The 19,539-nt window shown below is 39.7% G+C and carries 21 protein-coding genes; 1 reads left to right on the top strand and 20 read right to left on the bottom strand.

Going from position 1 to position 19,539, the window contains the following annotated elements:
- Positions 1-55: 55 nt before the first annotated feature.
- The 16 genes from MHB71_RS01335 to MHB71_RS01260 form a co-directional block, all read right to left on the bottom strand.
- On the bottom strand, positions 56-1,303 hold the full coding sequence (locus MHB71_RS01335) for a crosslink repair DNA glycosylase YcaQ family protein (RefSeq protein WP_340028600.1): 1,248 nt from the start codon (positions 1,301-1,303) through the stop codon (positions 56-58).
- 150 nt (positions 1,304-1,453) lie between these two features.
- The gene (locus MHB71_RS01330) at positions 1,454-1,678 is read right to left on the bottom strand and encodes a hypothetical protein (protein WP_340030110.1); all 225 of its coding nucleotides are present in this window, start codon (positions 1,676-1,678) and stop codon (positions 1,454-1,456) included.
- Between the two features lie 69 nt (positions 1,679-1,747).
- Positions 1,748-2,344 carry a restriction endonuclease gene (locus tag MHB71_RS01325; RefSeq protein WP_340028598.1) on the bottom strand — a complete coding sequence of 199 codons (597 nt, stop codon included), beginning with the start codon at positions 2,342-2,344 and terminating at the stop codon, positions 1,748-1,750.
- Positions 2,345-3,306: 962 nt separating this feature from the next.
- On the bottom strand, positions 3,307-4,140 hold the full coding sequence (locus MHB71_RS01320) for a methyltransferase domain-containing protein (protein ID WP_340028597.1): 834 nt from the start codon (positions 4,138-4,140) through the stop codon (positions 3,307-3,309).
- Between the two features lie 186 nt (positions 4,141-4,326).
- On the bottom strand, positions 4,327-4,452 hold the full coding sequence (locus MHB71_RS01315; protein ID WP_340028596.1) for a class III lanthipeptide: 126 nt from the start codon (positions 4,450-4,452) through the stop codon (positions 4,327-4,329).
- A 36-nt stretch (positions 4,453-4,488) separates the two neighbouring features.
- Positions 4,489-4,617 carry a class III lanthipeptide gene (locus MHB71_RS01310; protein ID WP_340028595.1) on the bottom strand — a complete coding sequence of 43 codons (129 nt, stop codon included), beginning with the start codon at positions 4,615-4,617 and terminating at the stop codon, positions 4,489-4,491.
- 36 nt (positions 4,618-4,653) lie between these two features.
- Complete coding sequence (locus tag MHB71_RS01305) at positions 4,654-4,782, bottom strand: class III lanthipeptide (protein ID WP_340028595.1); 129 nt, start codon at positions 4,780-4,782, stop codon at positions 4,654-4,656.
- A gap of 36 nt (positions 4,783-4,818) precedes the next feature.
- A complete protein-coding gene (locus MHB71_RS01300) occupies positions 4,819-4,947 on the bottom strand; it encodes a class III lanthipeptide (protein WP_340028594.1) in 129 nt (42 codons plus the stop codon).
- Between the two features lie 36 nt (positions 4,948-4,983).
- Positions 4,984-5,112 carry a class III lanthipeptide gene (locus tag MHB71_RS01295; RefSeq protein WP_340028594.1) on the bottom strand — a complete coding sequence of 43 codons (129 nt, stop codon included), beginning with the start codon at positions 5,110-5,112 and terminating at the stop codon, positions 4,984-4,986.
- 36 nt (positions 5,113-5,148) lie between these two features.
- The gene (locus MHB71_RS01290) at positions 5,149-5,277 is read right to left on the bottom strand and encodes a class III lanthipeptide (RefSeq protein ID WP_340028594.1); all 129 of its coding nucleotides are present in this window, start codon (positions 5,275-5,277) and stop codon (positions 5,149-5,151) included.
- 18 nt (positions 5,278-5,295) lie between these two features.
- Positions 5,296-7,917, bottom strand: coding sequence for a class III lanthionine synthetase LanKC (gene lanKC, locus MHB71_RS01285; RefSeq protein WP_340028593.1), 2,622 nt, complete (start codon positions 7,915-7,917; stop codon positions 5,296-5,298).
- 493 nt (positions 7,918-8,410) lie between these two features.
- Positions 8,411-9,061, bottom strand: a complete 651-nt coding sequence (locus MHB71_RS01280) for an ABC-2 transporter permease (protein ID WP_340028592.1) — start codon at positions 9,059-9,061, stop codon at positions 8,411-8,413.
- Complete coding sequence (locus tag MHB71_RS01275) at positions 9,062-9,913, bottom strand: ABC transporter ATP-binding protein (RefSeq protein WP_340028591.1); 852 nt, start codon at positions 9,911-9,913, stop codon at positions 9,062-9,064.
- A 78-nt stretch (positions 9,914-9,991) separates the two neighbouring features.
- A complete protein-coding gene (locus MHB71_RS01270; RefSeq protein ID WP_340028590.1) occupies positions 9,992-11,269 on the bottom strand; it encodes a pitrilysin family protein in 1,278 nt (425 codons plus the stop codon).
- A gap of 5 nt (positions 11,270-11,274) precedes the next feature.
- The gene (locus MHB71_RS01265) at positions 11,275-12,549 is read right to left on the bottom strand and encodes a pitrilysin family protein (RefSeq protein WP_340028589.1); all 1,275 of its coding nucleotides are present in this window, start codon (positions 12,547-12,549) and stop codon (positions 11,275-11,277) included.
- 550 nt (positions 12,550-13,099) lie between these two features.
- Positions 13,100-13,402, bottom strand: coding sequence for a YfzA family protein (locus MHB71_RS01260; protein WP_340028588.1), 303 nt, complete (start codon positions 13,400-13,402; stop codon positions 13,100-13,102).
- A 714-nt stretch (positions 13,403-14,116) separates the two neighbouring features.
- Between MHB71_RS01260 and MHB71_RS01255 the strand changes: the two genes are divergently transcribed.
- Entirely contained in the window at positions 14,117-15,388 is a 1,272-nt protein-coding gene (locus MHB71_RS01255) for a hypothetical protein (protein WP_340028587.1), read from the top strand.
- A gap of 80 nt (positions 15,389-15,468) precedes the next feature.
- Here MHB71_RS01255 and msrA read toward each other — a convergent pair whose 3' ends face one another.
- The 4 genes from msrA to MHB71_RS01235 all read right to left on the bottom strand — a co-directional run bounded on the left by msrA (position 15,469) and on the right by MHB71_RS01235 (position 19,495).
- On the bottom strand, positions 15,469-15,984 hold the full coding sequence (gene msrA, locus MHB71_RS01250; RefSeq protein WP_076319887.1) for a peptide-methionine (S)-S-oxide reductase MsrA: 516 nt from the start codon (positions 15,982-15,984) through the stop codon (positions 15,469-15,471).
- Positions 15,985-16,162: 178 nt separating this feature from the next.
- Positions 16,163-16,420 (bottom strand): GlsB/YeaQ/YmgE family stress response membrane protein, encoded by a 258-nt coding sequence (locus MHB71_RS01245; RefSeq protein ID WP_017686880.1) that lies wholly within the window; start codon positions 16,418-16,420, stop codon positions 16,163-16,165.
- 307 nt (positions 16,421-16,727) lie between these two features.
- Entirely contained in the window at positions 16,728-18,032 is a 1,305-nt protein-coding gene (locus tag MHB71_RS01240) for an AAA family ATPase (RefSeq protein ID WP_340028586.1), read from the bottom strand.
- Complete coding sequence (locus MHB71_RS01235; RefSeq protein WP_340028585.1) at positions 18,032-19,495, bottom strand: RtcB family protein; 1,464 nt, start codon at positions 19,493-19,495, stop codon at positions 18,032-18,034. The genes MHB71_RS01240 and MHB71_RS01235 overlap by 1 nt, the downstream gene beginning before the upstream one ends.
- Positions 19,496-19,539 lie beyond the last annotated feature (44 nt).

Below are 19,539 nucleotides of genomic sequence, written 5' to 3'. Positions count from 1 at the left end.
CCTCCTTAACAATTCCAATTTCCCGTATCCATACATTCTTTCGTATATCCCCTAATCAAATTGATTTAAGCAGCTTTTTCAACTCTTTTGGTACCGTCTTCTCGATAGTAATGGAACGTGCTCCATGCATGGACGCAAAGAATTGAAGCCCCTCCCGAAAATCCGTAATCCATTCCTCCACAGGTGGAGCAGTCTCTTCCATCGATAACAAACGAACGGTAAGTACTCCCGTTTTGCGATCAAGGCGTGGGTCCATACGTCCAATCAACCGATCTCCGTGAAGAATAGGCATGGCATAATAACCGTAGGTTCTTTTCACCTCTGGCGTATAAATCTCCCATTTATAATGAAAATCAAATAAATCAACAATACGTTCTCTTCTCCATAACAGGTTGTCCAGCGGCGGCAGGAAACGTACCGGGCCAGACGGATCATAGTGTGGCTCTTCCCTTTCCATGCGCAGCAGCAAATCCTCATCTTCAGCACGAATATAATAAGGCGTGGCCACGTCCTCCACCTTAAGTGGGATCATTCGCCCATCTGACACACGGGCAGCAATATCGGCGCGTCGTTCAGCCGCTGTAGATTTCAACCAACCCAGACGGGGATCACGGGCATCTACGACACGATACGCATGAATGTATTTATCCAGCAGAGCCTGTCTCTGGGCCAACACATCGATGTCTTCTTTTATCGGAAGTCCCTGTTGTTGCAACTCAGATTCGGTAATATGAAAATAACGTTCATTCCCCTGCCTCGCCACCACACGAATCACAGCGGAGTCTAACAGTAAATTCAGAGCAAGTGTTGTATCCTTTGTCTTTGGCACATCTGCACTGTCCCAATAACCACTTACCCTTTCTACAGCACGAAAAGCTCGTGAAGGTAAAGGTCCTTCTTCCTTCAAACGCTGTAACACATGTTGCACTGTTTTCTCCAGACCTTGCAAGGACGGAGCCAGACGCTCCCTTAATCGAGCACGTACAGGTTCAAAGAGAGCATAGTCTTCCATTGGAATGACACAGGCAGCATTAGCAAAATATTCAAACACCTTGTGATCACTCAGCAGTGTATTTAAGCTGTCAGCAGTATAACCAGGGTCACGAGCCCCCAGCACCAAATGCTGGTTTCCAGTTACAGCAGCCACAGGATCGATCTGTACGCAACCAAGGGAACGAATCAAACTCAAAACTTGGTCAGGTCCCGAAGGTAAGGAAACTGCGGGCCAACGTCCCAGTAAGGCTTGCGTTTGCAGCAAAAAACGCCGAACGATTTTTTTATTCAAGTGCAGCGCTGTTGTCATATGTATAGGTTCTTCCCTTCATTCAGGATACGAGAATATGGAAAATATATAGTAATACAAGGATTCGTAGTCATTCATTCACAAGCTACATTAATTGTAACAGTCCCAATGAGCTCATTCCAACCGGAGGAAGAGTTTTTTTGCGTATTTCTATCCAGCAATCCGCACATCATAGGCAAAATAAAAAGAAGCATTACCATCCAGGCTCCGCTTCTTGTGTTTGACCTTTTGTAATTTTTCCTGCTTCGTGGGCATGATTCGAACATGCTGGGATAACGCTCCGTAATCTCCGTTTACTCTTCGACTCTGTTCCGGGCACCATTGTCCCGATCTCTCTGCTTTGCGCATTGTTTTCTGTGTTTGTGTACGTGCCATAATCATGAACACTCTCCCTTGGTTGGTATGCACTCAATATATCATGTGCAGCCAGACAAGTGAAGGTGATTAACGAGGAACTTTTTTCCGACGCGACTGCCATGTTTCTATAGGTTCATGATCATCCTCTTCGATCAACTCCAGCGCCTCTTCCGATCTTCTGGACTTAAATAGAATCATTAATTCGATCAGATCTTCCCGATCCAGCAGCTTCACCCCGTTGACAGCAGCCAGCGTGCGACATGCTTCCGTATATCTGGCCGAGGTTAGCACGATGGAGCGGTCTGCCTCATAATAACGCATGGACGTGTAGATCTCCTGTACTGCACTTAATCCTACCGGATGATTCGCTCCGTAACGCTTCGCCTGAATGACACTCCGTCTGCCGGACCTATCTACAAACACAAGATCGGCACCAAAATCACGGCTGCTTGTGGTTTTATGTACTTCGCTATAACCAAGCTGCTGAAATAAATGATACAAATACAATTCGAATTCCGATCCATCCTGCATTTTATCAATATCCTTGATCGTAATCTTGCGCGGGTTTGCTTCACTTCGTATACGCTGCCCTCGCCGAATGAATCGTCGAATAACCCAGGCCACGAGCAACAATAAGACGATAGCGCCAATAACCACCGTGCTCATATTTTCATTCCAGTTCATATCTGTTCTCCTTGTCCGCTTTTCTATTCTTTCTGGCTGCTGTCTGTATTATATCAGTTTAACTAATGAATCTTTACACTGGCACTTCGGTGACAGAACAACCTTCCGATCGCTGTTATCCCCAGATTTTTTGATCCCTTCATGAAAAGGGGAAATCCGGGGATAAAGGCGAACGCTTTGCTTCTTCAGGTTATTTCTGCCTCTCCGTTATCGTGAAATGTTTAGTTGAACTGATATAGCCAGCATCACCGCAATAAATATAGCAGACTTCTCTCTTAAGCGGAAGAAAATGAATGCCCTATAACCGTTACAGTTCGTCAAACAATTATTATACTAAAGGCTCGAATCAGGTAGCCGATCTCGTCCCGTCCTTCCTGAATATCAATCAGGTCAAAGCACTCATTGTTCAACCTTCTCCATATGTCTCGACAATTTTCGAATCCGGTAATAATAGAATCTGAGAATGATATAGATCAACGGCGAAGACGCTACGACAATGCCCTATTGAATGTCCAAAATTTTAATATGTACATGATTTCCCAGTTCGTTTGGTAAAAACAAAAGAGCCACGTAGTCGCAGCTCTCTACTCTTTTGGTATCGTCCTTCACTTCTTCACATTGAGTAGAGCATGAACTCCAGCGTATATGAATGAAACATTCAGCAGATGAAAAATGTCATTCACATATACAATTGGAAAGGAAGCAGATCGTATCCTCAGGTATCTCATAGTGATAATCAGTAAAGAATCGCAATGAAAAACCATACTCTGTTCGAAAAAAGCCACCCGTATAGGAATTTTCCAAGAAATAACTTCACAGCCAATACAGCAAGCCAGGCTGCAAAATTTATTCAGAATCAGTCAAGGTACTAGGGCATAGAAATTTTGGAATTCGAGTCTCTCTGGATTGTCCGATGGCTTAATATAATTGGTAAACATTGATTTTTAATTATTCTACTATTTTTATTTCTTCTTTAGAATCGCCGCAAAAGACTCACTATCCACTTGGTAATCTCCGCCATTAACATCTGCGTACACCTTTTCTAGAGTAAATCCAGCATCATTCACTTCTTTCTCTAAACTTTCAACAGTAAAATGTTGATTCCAGTAATTATAATTGACTATCTCGCCATCACCAAAAACTAGAACATTTTTTGATAAGGTAACATTATCTGGGTATTTCATTGAAGCATATAAGGATAAATGTTTCCTGTCAGAAAATGGATTATCTTTTCTAGTTAAGCCCCATATAAAATTTTGTTCGAATTTTTCATAACTTGTCTCTGATAACACATCTAATAAAACTAATCCTCCAGATTTTAAACCACGATGGACATTGCTAAGTATTTTTTTTCTATTCTCTGGACTAAAGACACTATATATTTGATAAATGAGTAGAGCTACATCAAACTCATTTTCAATCTCAATGTTAGTAATATCTTCAATCCTGTAATCTATCGATAAATCCTTTTTTTTTGCTTCATTAGCTGCGTATTCAATTGACTTTTTATTAAAATCCACACCAACAACCTCATATCCCTTACTAGCTAATTTTTGGGAATAGAGGCCTGGGCCACAACCTAAATCAATTACTTTTTTAAGTTTTGCTAATGGTACAATTTCACTAATAAAATCAACAGTTTCATCAATAAAGCTGCTCTCCCTACTACCGCCAGGGATATTCTCATCGAAATGAGCTTTCAAAACAAAGTCAGCCCGATCCGAGTCAAGCCAGATTTGTGCCGTTCCTTCCTCAAATGGCTCAGGCATTTTTGCTATTTCTAATAATTTTTCCATTCTTTTATCACCCTCTAATGAATTTTTGATAGTTAGTGTGTAATCTAAAATGGTATGTTGCTTAGCTGAAGATCAGCTAAGCAACAAGTAAGTATCACTTTGTATACCGAATAGTAAAGTCGTATAATTTCATAAATTTTCAAAAGTCTAACTCTATGTTTAATTTCATATTCAGGGTGATCTCTTTTAACAATGGTTACTTATTGTCGAGGTAAAAAATGTTACTGTCACTGTTGTTATCGTTGCATCCACGGCTTGGCCTTTACCCTCTTTGTCATGCGCCAATTTTTGCAATTCCAATACGGCGTTCATTGTCTTCACCTCCTTTACTTGATGGAGTTCATCCTTTTAGCAACTGTTACTTATTGTTGAGAGAAAACCTGTTACTGTCCATGTTGTTGTTATCGTTGCATCCACGGCTTGGCCTTTACCCTCTTTGTCATGCACCAATTTTTGCAATTCCAATACGGCGTTCATTGTCTTCACCTCCTTTACTTGATGGAGTTCATCCTTTTAGCAACTGTTACTTATTGTTGAGAGAAAACCTGTTACTGTCCATGTTGTTGTTATCGTTGCATCCACGGCTTGGCCTTTACCCTCTTTGTCATGCACCAATTTTTGCAATTCCAATACGGCGTTCATTGTCTTCACCTCCTTTACTTGATGGAGTTCATCCTTTTAGCAACTGTTACTTATTGTTGAGAGAAAACCTGTTACTGTCCATGTTGTTGTTATCGTTGCATCCACGGCTTGGCCTTTACCCTCTTTGTCATGCGCCAATTTTTGCAATTCCAATACGGCGTTCATTGTCTTCACCTCCTTTACTTGATGGAGTTCATCCTTTTAGCAACTGTTACTTATTGTTGAGAGAAAACCTGTTACTGTCCATGTTGTTGTTATCGTTGCATCCACGGCTTGGCCTTTACCCTCTTTGTCATGCGCCAATTTTTGCAATTCCAATACGGCGTTCATTGTCTTCACCTCCTTTACTTGATGGAGTTCATCCTTTTAGCAACTGTTACTTATTGTTGAGAGAAAACCTGTTACTGTCCATGTTGTTGTTATCGTTGCATCCACGGCTTGGCCTTTACCCTCTTTGTCATGCGCTAATTTTTGCAATTCCAATACGGCGTTCATTGTCTTCACCTCCTTTACTTAATATGGAATGCTATTAGAAATTGATAGATCTTTAGCTTTTGTTCTCGCTAGAAATTCATCTGAATTGACCAGCGGTAACCAATAGAGCGGATTATCCTTGACTATCCCCATTAAGGCTAGTATTATTCCTGAACTACCTGAATAAACATCATCGGCTAATCTATAAGAAAATTGACCTGGGTACACATAATATCCCTTTTTATCAATTAAAAAGATATTAAGTAAATTCAATACCTCTCTAAGGATTTCTTCACGTTTCTCACCATTGTTGACCAGAGAAGGAAGCAAAAGAAAACTGCCTGCGCCATCGAATAAGCCTCCACTAATTGTGGAACAGATCCGTGATAATTTTGTGATCGCATTCATTTCTTCTTTATAAAAATCTTGTCCACTTACATGGTTTAGGAACCATATTGAAATTCCAATTCCAATAGATCCTCCTGAGAGGTATGGCAATTGACGATTTCGATTATCCAATGTTTGTAATGAGCCGGTCACTTCATCAAATATTGTCTGTTCTAAATCTTCCTTTATCAACTGTTTTGCTTTTTCTAAATACGGTTTATCATTGGTGGCTGCAAACAATGCCGAATAAAAGAGAGATACACCTGATAACCCATCAATCGCACCTATATCTACTGCCATCCAGTCATTCGTGCTTAACCGCCCATCATTATCTCGATTCATTTCAACTAACTCTTCAACTTCCTTTGCAAACTGCAAATATTCATAGTTTCCTGTCTCTAAATACAAATTAATGACGAATAAACCGATTCCTGAAAGACCTGAGCGTAAAGAAATATTGGTTTCGTTCATATTCCCTCTCAGATTTTTCAATTCATTGAAGACAACTTCCTCATAACCTGTATCATATAGCAAAGCCAATATCCCTGTTTTTCCAGTAAATAACCCATTGTCTTTAATTTGAGATAAGTGATCCAATAAAAAGTCTTCAATCCACTTATTCACTTCTACAATACCGGTATTATTTTTAGTTAGCGTAAACGCAGCACCACTTCCCCCAGTTAAAAAGTTAAATTTCCCCCCGCTCATCTCAAACTGACGAATATCTCCGTTAATGAACCTTTCATCATTTGTTAAATTACTTTCAACTCCTTTTATTAACTTGTTTGTAATATAAGATATGTTGAAGTCGCTTGTTTTATCAGCAAGGTTAATTCCTTTAGGGAAATACTCCTGGTAGTCTCTTATTCTTTTGTCGCAGCGATCTTGTAAATCAACAATAAATCTATAAAATGAATTTTCATAAATCTCTTTTATCCATCTAAGGTGATTAGAGTGTAGATACTCGTCTAAAACTTCTGAAGATAGGACTGGAAGTGCCAAATACCTTATCAATTTCTTCATCCCAAACCAGTCCCTCGCACCGCTAACCTTCATTTCCTGCGAAGCAAATCCAATTGTCATCATACTAGGTTTGTCTTCAGAGTTAACAGGCATAGCTGTTTCAAAATCGATTAACCTTACGGTTAAGTCTTCGGACACCATTATATTCGCTGGTTGGAAATCACCCATAGCTATTTCGTTGGTATGCATCTGCTCAATCAGAGTAAAAAGCTGTAACAGTATTTTTTTAACCTTTACAGCGTGATTTCTCATACTTTCACCATCTCTAAAGAATGGGAAATTTTGAGCAAGCCACTGCCTTAAGTCTCCCCCTTCGATGAATTCCTCCACCAAAAAGTAATGTTCCCATTCTTGAAAATACTCAATTAAACTAACAACGCCGGGTACATCTTTAAGTTTTGTTAAGGCATCATGTTCCTTTATTTGTCTCGATAAAGAATCATGAGCTGCCCCATCCAAGCCTGCATTGGGTCTGGCTTCCTTGATGATCACTCTCAATTTATCTTTCTTTCGAGTGGCACGGTATACCCCACCCGCGTTACTATAGCTAAGTGCGGTTTCAATCTCATACCGATCTAAATTGCTCTCCCCCTTAATTTCTACATCATCAATATTATTTAACGTATTCAGATACTCGTCAAAATCCTTCACAAAGTCAGGAACCTGGTAAAAGGGAGTTCTTTCATCTTTAATTAAATTACCTTTTCCATCCTTAATACAGTGTTCACCGTATTCATTAAATATACTTTTAAATCCTCCATATCTGTAAAATATATTACTGTTTTTCCATCTCTTATCACTAAGTATATATGCCCCTTTTTTAAACTCCTGGGTGGCTAGAGATATCATTTCTAACAATTTAACAAAAACCTCGTTATTCACGGGGTAGATTGTTATAAATTTCCCGGAAGAAGCACGATTAGCATTCTTCGAATTCGCTTTGATAAAACTTTGTCTATCCTTGAGGTGTTTGAACTCAATTCTCTCATCTATGCATAACCTAGAAACCTTTTCTAGTATGCTTTGTGATTCTTCATATAAAGCTGTAACATGAATTTTCCATCCCTGATCTGGGAGTCGTGAACCCTTAACATGATAGTGCTTCCAAACCGATTCACTTTCTGAAACAACAGCATATATATCAGGAATATCATTCAGTTCATACGTATTAGTGTCTCCACTTGATTTTAGTTTTCCGTAATATTCAGACTTCGGTTTCAAGTACTGATGATACAGCATATTACCTTCCATAAAAATTCCTCCTTCAGAAGCTTCATTTAAACATCTATTTCTCATTCATTGATAATAAAACACTTTCCAACCGATTTACTTTCTGAAATAACAGCATATATATCAGGAATGTCATTCAGTCCATACACATCCGTCTTTTTTCACCGTTTTACATTTTTCAATAAGAACTCCTCCTATTTAGCGTTAACTTATGACTCCATTAGCATATTTTACGGACTTAAGAACTTACATCGAATCCGTTAATAGCATATTATAGTTGTTATAAGAATCAAAAAGTTGAATCAGCCTTCTTTAAAAAGATGAAACTTCTGATTCCCACATCCTGATGCAAGGCTACGATGATTATGTGCCGCGAGCGTGGTACTACTGGAAAGCCTGTTCGCGGTCACATAGACCATCGAGATGAATTTTTCAAACCTCAACATCCTCTTGCTCTTCATTTGGTTACATAACAATATGATCATCAAAATATTTAACTACTTTATAATTAGAACTAAAATTCTTTCTTTTGGTATATAAAAACAGAGGAACATAAAGATACAATATAGACGATAACACCAAATATTAAGTAAATGATCGGAACATATAGATCTAGATCATTCGAATTCGACAGTGTTAATAGTTTTGCCAGATAACCAACTATGTCTTGTGAAACAATAGTAACTAGAATCGCCCCTCCTACACTTCCCATTGTGATAGAATCAGATTTTTCCGGACCAAAAATATAGTAGAGCGGGAAATTTATCGCTGCGGTAAGAAGAACTACGAAAACTCCAAAAAAGATAGAGTTGAACGTGCCATCAATTCGTGTGTCTGAAATCAGATCATATATATAAAAGATGCCATACGATAATAGAACTCCATAAATTACGGCCAAAAAATAGAAAAGGTAGTGACTTTGTACAATATTACTTCTACTAACGGGTAAAGTAAGTACATATTTATCATAACCAGACTTGCCCTCAAACTTTATTACGTCAAGTGCAGACATCACCATAAGCAAGATATTTAACATGGCAACTAAACGGTGCATTGAAGCATCTGCAAAAGTCAGAATGATTCCTGACAATAAAATGGCTAGTCCCGTGTACAAAAAAGAACTTCGATAAACTAAGTAGTAACTTGTCAATAATAAACCTTTCATTTATTCATTACTCCTTGTCAGTAATAAACTGATTTCTTCCATGGAAATGGGTTTAGTCACAATTTCATTGGGTAACTTTTGTTTATCTGATACAAGTACATTATAATATGAATCACGGTTTCTTTTAGCCACCACTATATCTTGGTTAAGTGAGTTTAGTGTCTTCTCATCAATATCTACAATCGCATAATTTTCAAAAACCTGATCTTTCTCTTCATTTAGCAAAATTTCGCCCTCCTTTATAATGATAAGATGGCTAGCTATTTTCTCAATATCACTCATGATATGAGAGGAAAGTAATATCCCTCCATTTCCTTTACTCGCGAATTTTTTTAATTCATATAACATTTCCTCCCTTGATGAGGAGTCAAGTCCTCCCGTCGCTTCATCTAGTATTAATAGTTTCGCATTATGCGACAACGCAACAGCTACTGACAGTTTCATCGACATCCCACGTGAGAATTTATCCACTTTTTTATCGATAGGTAGAGAGAAAGAATGAATTAATCGATTAAAATTGTCCTGATCCCAAGATTCAAATAGTTTATCAAAAACTTTACTAAGTTGTTTTATTGTAAGATGAGCTGGTAGATTTGCAGCATCAAATACGACTCCAATCTTTTCCTTGATCTTGGGATGTTTATTTATATTTTCTTCACCGAATATTTTGACTGTACCGGCATCTTTAGAAACTAATCCCAGAACTATTTTAAATGTTGTTGATTTGCCTGCACCGTTATCACCAATGAAACCAACAATTGATCCCGACGGGACATTAAATGAAACATTCTTTAAGACAACCTTGTCGTCATATGATTTCCCAAGATTTTTAATTTCTAAAAGACTTGACATCCTCTCACTCCTTATTTGGTTGAATGGATTACGGGATTATGGCAAAATCGCCACCCTAGGTTTAAACTTGTTGAATTTTTATTTACTTTCTACTATAAGTGTTGTTCTTGCCTCATCAGAAAAGTGTAAATGCAGCACATCCTCAAGATCATAACTGGTTAAGTTTTCAAGCGTTGGCAATACGTCAAATAAATCCATCTCATTAAAACGATAACGCGTAAATTGATTAGCGATAAATTGAAGCGAGTTAATGGCACTTAAGAAGCTACCAATCTCTTTCTTAATTGCACGTTCTACATCTTTTTTATTTATCGATTCCTTTTTAAACCTATTAATGGTTTCGCATATAATTTTTATTACTTCCTCCGGAACTTGGCTATTCCCACCAATGATTGAAAACCCAAACCCCTTTTCATTTGTATAATCAAACGTAAACGACTTATCCAAATAACCATTATCGTACATTCTCCCGTAGGCTTCAGAGCTGATTCCGAACATCAACTCAAGCAAAACATTTAAACACAACTCATATTTAAGCAGTTCTTGACCTTGTCTCATCGGGCTAGATTCTTTGTATCCAATAAAAACTTTAGGTATTTGGACTGGCATTTTTATTACACTTGAGCTTCTATTTACTTTGACATCTTTTTCAGGGAAAATACGTTGAATCTCTTCAGGTTCCGGAAATTTTTTTTGCTCTTGATTGTTTCGAATAAGCCTTATTACTTCTTCAGGAGCCACAGGTCCAATAACAAAAAATAACATATTACTAGGGTGATAGAAGGTATTATGGCAAGAGTATAAATCTTCTTTCGTAATTTGATTAATAGAAGATATTGTTCCTGTCAAATCCATTTTCACTGGATGACTTTTATATAAATTTTCTAAAATACCAAATCGCGCACACCAGTCAGGATTATCGTTATACATTTTTATTTCCTGTTCAATGATCCCTTTTTCCTTTTCTACCGTTTCATCTGTAAAATATGGCTCTTGAACAAAGTCCAGCAGAGTTATAAGATTCTCATTGATATTAGATGTGGCTGATAATGTATAGGCCGTGCGAGTAAAACTTGTAAATGCATTAACAAAGGCTCCTTGCTTTGCAAATGTATGAAAAACATCGAACTTCTCACAATCAAACATCTTATGTTCTAAGAAATGAGCTAGCCCATCTGGAAATGGAGTGGAACCATCTTTTCCTAAAGGTTTGTTATCTACTGAACCGTATTTTGTTGTGAATGTCGCAACTGTTTTATGAAATCCTTTCTTAGGAAGTATGTAAACTTCAAGACCATTGACGAGCTTTTCATGATATATGGTTTCTTCTAATTTCTCGTAAATTATGGGCCTCAAATGATTTACTCCTCTCTATTTAAAAAGTAGACAGTATCTAGTTCCCACTTATTCGCAGCATAAATCACATCGCTTTTTGATACCATACTAATTCGTGTAATCTGATCATTTATTTCATTAGACAATCCACTCTCCACAGATTGAATAACTATGTCCATAATTCCTAGAGGAGAATCATGTGCTTCTAGTAACTGGTTAATCAACATCGCTTTGCCTTGTTCAACTTCGGCCTCAGTAAAGTCGCCTTTTTTCATTGCATACTCTTGTTCTCTTATAATTTCAAGCGCACGGTAATAATGATCAAAATCAATTCCTGCCATTACTAGTAATAACCCTTTATTGCTTTCTATTTGTGAATGGGCATAATAAGCTAGACTTTCCTTTTCGCGTATATTTATAAATAACTTGGAAGATGGAAATCTACCAAAGATTGCATTCGCTACTCTTGTGGCTTCATATTCCTCATCTTGTATTGTCGAAAAAATCCTATAACCTAAAAGAAGCGTTCCTTGCTTTACATCCATTTTGTCTTGAATAAAATTCACACTATTTACATTTATTTTATCTGTTGAATTCCACTTTATAGGTTTGATGTTATGTTTTTCAGAAAAAACGTCCTGGACCATTAATTTGGTCTCATTCTCGTTAAAGGAACCAACAATGAATAAATCAAAGCGGTCATTTTGAAGTAGATCCTCATATACTTGGTAAAGGGATACAGCATTGAGAGAATCGATATCTTCTTCTCTCCCGAATGCTGGAAATTGGTAAGGTTCACCTTTAAACATCTCTTCTATCAAACGAACATGGGCGTATAACATTTTCTCATTATACATTGAAGCAATTCTTTGCTTTAATGAGCGTTTTTCTTGTTCTACAATTAAAGAATGAAATACTCCATCTTCAAGTAATGGGCTATAAACAATTTCATGCAACAAATCCAGGGATGATTTCAGTAAAGAAGCAGAATCATCAAGAAATTTATCCGCAGGAATCTCCATTCTAAAAAAAACAATATGATCTTCTCCTTTTTTTTGTACATCCAAAAAAAGAGTTGCTCCATACATCCCATCAAGTTTTTGTTGTATTAGCTTACGATTCGGGTATTTTATTGACCCCCCATTCAAAATATGGGGAATTAATGCTCTTGCAGTAGTTAATCCCTCTTGAAGAGATGCTTTCATCGTCAACATTATACTCATCGTCTTAAATTTATCTGTGTTATATAGGTGAAGCTGTAGTCCATTTATTTCATTGGAACTTATATGTATATCTTTCAACTCAAATCTCCTCCCTTTTATATCCTTTCTTTATAAGATAATTCAGTATAATTCTTCTACTATAAACCTCCAAAAATAACTATATTCCCTTATATGTATATTTAAATGTAAGTGATGCGAAGCTATATTATTCATATATTTTCCATTATTGTATCACAAATTCAATTTTTTTTCTACCATAATTGCCAATATAATCAAAATAAGGCCACAAAGAGCAGACATCCCTTTATCCATTTGAATTGACTTTGGAATATATTTCCTAATTTATCCGAAGTAATTAGGGTTTATGATCGCAGAGGGAGCGACACCCCATCTAGAAACCAATACAATTGGTATGTGAAGCGAATTGAATTGGAGAATGAGGTGTGAAAAAGCGAAGGGAGATCTTTGATTAGGAGGTCTTAGTAGAAATGGAAATGCGTAATCAGACTTTTAACCATATTATAATCACGAGCGTATCCAAATAAAATAAAACAAGCTGACTCCAATCGTACCGGAACCAGCTTAGCATCTTTTTCAATGAGCACATCAGTACTGCCAATCCTCTGCCTTATTTTTTTACAAACATTGTTGATATCATGTCTCCTACTGCTTGAATCAGCATTGCAACAACAAAAATGATCAGAAATAAATTAAACAACGGAAAGGAATAAGGGGCAACCCATTCTGTAAGTAACCTTGATTCCAAAACCTCTCTTTTTATCTCGGCAAATAAGCCACTATCGTTTAAGCGGGGCTCCAAGAAAGTACCATCAATAGCAATAAAGATCAATTGAACAAGGATAAATATTCCAATCGTGATTATCCAGCGTTTTGTCCGATTAGTATGAAGTTTTTTGGGGGCATATGACATTTTACATCTTCTCCTTTTCGCGATCAATTTTGAATCATCATTAAAGCATACATATTGCTGATAATTACCTACTTTATTAATGGTCATCGAAAAGTGATTTAAATGTAATCCCTGATACTTATATTTAATATATATAGCAAAGATACATTATATACCATATTATATACAAAAATATAGTGAATTCATATATTTCACTCCAAATAATCCAAATTATATAATTAAGCAAACCAATTTCTCCTTCTGGTTCTTAACTGTATACTCAGGAAATAGAGACAAGAAGCCAGAGATTATACACCAATTCATATGCGCTTGATTTACCAATAAGGTCCCGATAATCTGATCTCCGACTTCATAAACGAACACGGAACTTTTGGGATTACTCCTCAATTACGAAGCGAAGTATTCAGTAATATCTAACATTGTATATCTCATTATCAAATAATATAAAATCTAGCATGCGACCTTAGGCAAAATTTCGTATGACTTTGACTGCATCTCATTCTATGCCTTATTCTCTATTCATATAAGTAATCGTTTTTCATTGGAGGCGCTGAATAACATTTGTTACGGCCCATTCTTCTCAAAGGACTTCTTCGTTCTATTCATTTCTTCCATAGATAAAAGGTTACAAACACTCGGGTTGAATTCCCCTTGGTTTAAATGGTAGAATTCAACAATCGGTTCTATTTGAATCGAAGAAAGGTGGTTTATTACTTGCATACATCCAACAAACGAAAGTCCAAAACATGGGCTGCCCTCATTCTCAGCGGCATGCTCCTCTTCACCATGAATACAACAGGTTACGCCGCTGCTTCAACTGAATCCATGCCCAAACCAGCGTGGACGTCATCTTCCCTGATGTTATCTGAGGCTAATACAGAGAAAGATGTCCTGATCAAGGGAATCCATGCCGTGCCATCCAAAAATCTTGTATATGTACATGCCTCCCAGCCCGTGACCAAAACAAGCAGCAAAACAACACTCGACTGGCAATTGGACTCTCTCCAAGCATTCGATGTTACGACTGGACAATTGAAGTGGAATACGATATTCCATGAGAAAAGTGGTCCTTATACCACCTACTCTGATTCGGTATATGCCAGCAACGGTACAGCTTATGTATATATGGAATATTCAGACAAAACCAAAAAATTGTACTCATTCAATACATCCGGTAAAACCAACTGGGTCAAAACGGTGAATTCACCTGCAAGCATATCTCTATTGGATAACGATACGCTGATGGTTGCTTCAAGTCAGGGCGTGCAATCGAATGGTTCGGTTCGCTCCGCCATCTCTTTATATGACAAAAAGGGCAAGCTGATTTCCGAAAAGACCATCAACGGTAACGTGCTTAAGGCTGATCATGGTCGAATTGTAGTGGATGCCAGTAAACAAACCAAGGTAGGAAACTTCTGGCAGCAAGCTGCGAATCCCAAAGTAGAGATCTATGATCGTACGTTGAATCGTCTGTCCTTCTATCAATTCCCTGCCAATGCAAATACATTAGGAGATGGCGGCGGTGAATCGCTGGCCATTCTCGACGATGGTTCCATCATTATGCGCGCCAATTTTGAGAACACCGGTAACAGACTGATGGGCTTTGGCATCGATGGCAAGCTTGCTTGGGGACGTGCCATTGCTGGTGATGCCTACATTCAGACGGCTGGCAACGGTTATACAGTCTTTACAGGGCAGAAGCTGGAACTGTACACGATGAAAGGCAAAGTGACTGAGCGTACATTCAAGGACGCACAGCCTGCACTTATGCGTGTTGACCAGACACAGGATGGTCAGTATCAGCTTGATTTTGCCAAAACAGGATACATTCTTGATCCACAGACGCTGGAAGACGTGCATATCTACACGACCAGTGCCTCGGTTCCTTCATTAGAAGGTGTTTCAACTTATGTGGATGATGTCATCTATTCCATGAACGATGAGACATTGTCCAAATATGTACTGAAGTCCAATTCTGCAAAATAAATACTCGATCTAATAATAAGCCGGGAGAGTTCCATAAGGAGCTTTCCCGGCTTATTACATTGGCAAAATAGAATATCATCCTATTTCCAATTCTCGTCTATAAATTCGTCCCGTCCGGATAACGCACGGTCTTCCTTATAATGTTTCTCGTTTTTCTTGTGGTAATCCTGATGATAGTCTTCAGCCGGATAGAATACAGCTGCATCCCGAATTTCCGTAACAATGGGTTGATTGAATCGTCCGCTGGCAGCAAGTTCCTGTTTGGACTGTTCAGCAAGCTCACGTTGACGTTCATTATGCACAAAGATCGCCGTACGATACTGTGCCCCCCGATCCTGGAACTGACCTCCGTCATCCGTCGGATCAATCTGCGGCCAGTATAGCTCCAGCAGTCGTTCATAAGGGAATACATCTGGATCAAATGTAATTTCAACCACTTCGACATGACCGGTCTCCCCGGTTTTGACCTGCTCATATGTTGGATTCTCGACGTGACCGCCGGCATAACCCGATATAATGCCATGAATGCCCGGTTGTTCTTCAAACGGTGTAACCATACACCAGAAACATCCGCCGGCGAATGTAGCTTTTTCCATTCCCTTCATCCCCTCTTATCGAAACTATCTATAGAATACTGATGCTAAGTTACGCATACATTCTTATATTTTAAAACAACAAGAGGTTGATTGAAAGCCATGGTTATGGCTCTCAATCAACCTCTTCATTGGTAATGCATTTAGCTGACAACTAATTCAAGAAATTATCTTGATTAAGTTACCCGCGACTACGTCCCATCGAACGGAAGATCAAGCTCACGATGGCTACAAGAACGATCGCACCAATCAATGCAGGTACAATGTAGAATCCGCCCATCTCAGGACCCATATCGCCCAAGATTACTCCACCTAACCATCCACCGATGAAACCAGCAATGATGTTACCGATAACACCACCTGGAATGTCACGACCAACGATCAAACCTGCCAACCATCCAATGATACCACCGATAATTAATGACCATAACCAACCCATATCATTCACCTCTAATTAAAGTTTTTGTTGTTGTCTGTCTACTATTAACCGCTACAGAAGCATTTAAACAATTGGCATAAAAATTTTTGCATATTACCTTTTGTCCCCATGCATCTTCCTCTGCAAAACAAGCCTTAGTCAGGTATGGAACAGATCGCGTTACTTTCCGGCATCTCACCAGCTCAGGGCTGCGTTATGTACCTCCCGAAAGTCATTGTATGTTAGAGCAGACAAGGTTAGTATCACCAATTGAGGTAGGATTATTTATAAAATTGCGTCATATTATAGGTTGATGGGTTAGGTCTGATCAATAAAAGCCTGCACGGCCCTTACCTGGCTGCGCCAGCCAAGTATGTTTATGGCTCTTGTCCAGCTCGCCACGCATCGACTGAATGACTTTCACAATGTCTGTCTGTCCATTCTGATGCCATTCCAGCGCAGCGCTCACATACAACTCACCTAGCTGTGCAAGAGAAAACGTGTCGGTCAGACGAGCTGCTTCTACTGTGCCTTCTTCACCCGCAAATACGGTGAAGCCTCGTTGGCGCAAGTATTGCAGGCGCAGCGCTTCATCTGGCAGCGGAATTTCGTAAGCTCGGTCAAACCGCCCAGCACGGTTCATGAGGCCAGGATCTATTTTCTCCGGATAATTCGTTGTCCCGATCAGGAAAATGCCTTCTTTTGACGTAGCTCCATCCAGTGTATTCAGGAAAAAGGAACGGACTTCATTCGGCATCGAATCGATGTCCTCAATGATCAATACCATCGGTGCCAACCGCTTGGCAGCCTCGAACACTTCACGCACCGATTCACTGTTGGTATACTCCGTAATCTGCCAATACGCAGCCGGGCCCGGGATACTTCCCGCAATGGATTTTACCAACGTGGTCTTACCATTCCCCGGATGCCCATACAATAAAATGCCTCTTTTGTACGGGATATCATAATCTCTGTAAAAGGAACGATCTGCTTCGAAGAACTGATCCAGCGAGCGGAAAATATCCTGCTTGATGTGCGCCGAGAGAACAACATCCTCTCGTCCCACGGAGCGAGTGATGGATTCGACATGACGATCGCTGCCATTCCGGGCATCGGTGTAGACCGTCACTTTTTTCATATTTTGCTGACGTTCTCGTTCCCGGACACTTCCCAGAAATTGCTTCATCTCCTCATCACCGATGGCAAAAACAAAGTCTTCACTGTAGATCCCGTTCTCTCGGAAAAACGGAACCCGCACAAGTGCTACGCCCCATTTCGGATAAGCAAATACGTTATTGCGAATGGAGTAATGCACACCATAAGTGGGTACATCTCCATCATCGTCGTAATGCAACGTCTGAAGTTCCAAATCCTCGAATATGCGGGCTACCAACTCCACTTCGTCACTGCCATTTTGCAGATCTTCCCGGAGTAACTCCCAGTATTCATTGTTCGGGTCAGAACTGGCATACAGCTTGTACTCAACTCCATAGCGCTGAAGGAGCGCCTCACTGATTCCACGAATCAGCCTTGAATAGATGGCGTACCCCTCCACTCGAATTCGGGTATCATGTTGTTCGTCATAGGTATAGATCGCCTGGGTTGGATCTGTTTGTTTTTCGTTTATTGTCATTATTTCGCTCCCTTTACCGCTACAAGCGGTTTACATTTGGCTACAACTTGAGCCAGGCCTGCGCCGGTAACACTGTCTATAATTTCATCTACATTTTTATAAGCCTGAGGTGATTCATCAATAATGGATTCAAGTGAGCGTTGATTTACCACGATCTCATCTTCTGTACCCACACCCAGTGCCGTAGCAAAATCCTCCACGCTAATCAATCGTTTTGTTGCCGTCCGTGAACGGATTCGACCCGCACCGTGACATATTGAATAATAATTATCAGCACCCTGCGGCTGACCTACCATGATATATGAAGCAGTTCCCATGGAACCGGGAATAAGCGCCGGATGCCCTGTTGCCAGATAGGGCTTGGGATTGTCCGGGTGACCTGCCGGTAACGCACGTGTCGCCCCTTTGCGATGTACAAAAACGGAACCTTGATCAGCGTGAGATTCTTCCCAGGCATAGTTGTGCATCAGATCGTATAACGTACGAAATTCACATTTGGAGCCAAACACATCCCGGAATGCTTCGCGAATAGCATACGCAATCAGGTGACGATTGACAACAGCGTAATTCAATGCAGAATACATCATGTTCACATAATGACGACCTTCCGCATGCTCAAGTGGAGCAAATACCAGTCTGGGATCGGATGTACCAAGGTTAAGCCTCTGCATGACTTTGGCAATTGCTGACGAACTCGTCTGACTTACATACCCACCCCATGCACGAGAGCCGGAATGAATCATGACCACGACCTGTCCATCATACAATCCCCAAGCTTCAGCGATTTCACGATTCTCTTCAGCGATCTCAATCGCCTGGATCTCGGCAAAATGATTCCCCCCACCCAGTGTTCCGAGCTGACGATGCGAACGATGCCATGTCATATCAGGAACGTGGTTTAACACATCCTCATCGTAACTGAACTTGCTGCTTTCCACATGTGTCATCGCGGTTGATTTTTTCGGTGTATAGCTGTCCGGAATATACTTTTTGGGTAAACCATGCAGGCCTTTACGAACAATATGCTCCAGTCTGATATCCGAGTAATGACCTCGCTGGTTCGCCTCCATCGGCAATACTTTCTCAATGGCCTTGACGAGTTTGCGGCGAAGCTTGATGTCTTTCAATTCGTCCTTGTGCAAGTTTGTCATATGCACTCGCATGCCACAGCCGATGTCACTGCCCACGATGGAGGGAGAAACGTATCCGCTCTGCGCATCCCACACGGCTGTCGTTCCAATGCACGTACCTACACCGACGTGTACGTCTGGCGTGTAACTCATATAAGAGATTCCCGGAATCTGCAGATTATTGTTCGCCATCTCGAATACCTTGTAATCAAGCGAGGAGAAGAGTTGTTGCGCCGCATATACGGTTAGATCACCTGCAGGCAATTTTACTTCATGCCGGTAGCCACCTGTTAATTCGTTTGGATTGGTAAATAAATTAAATTCTGTATTCATAAAAGTGTATTATTCCTTCCTGTACGTTCAGCAAATTCGGTTTG

The organism is Paenibacillus sp. FSL H7-0940 (genome assembly GCF_037979415.1).
In the GTDB taxonomy this organism is placed as follows: domain Bacteria; phylum Bacillota; class Bacilli; order Paenibacillales; family Paenibacillaceae; genus Paenibacillus; species Paenibacillus amylolyticus.
This window is presented reverse-complemented; position numbering and strand designations above follow the sequence as displayed.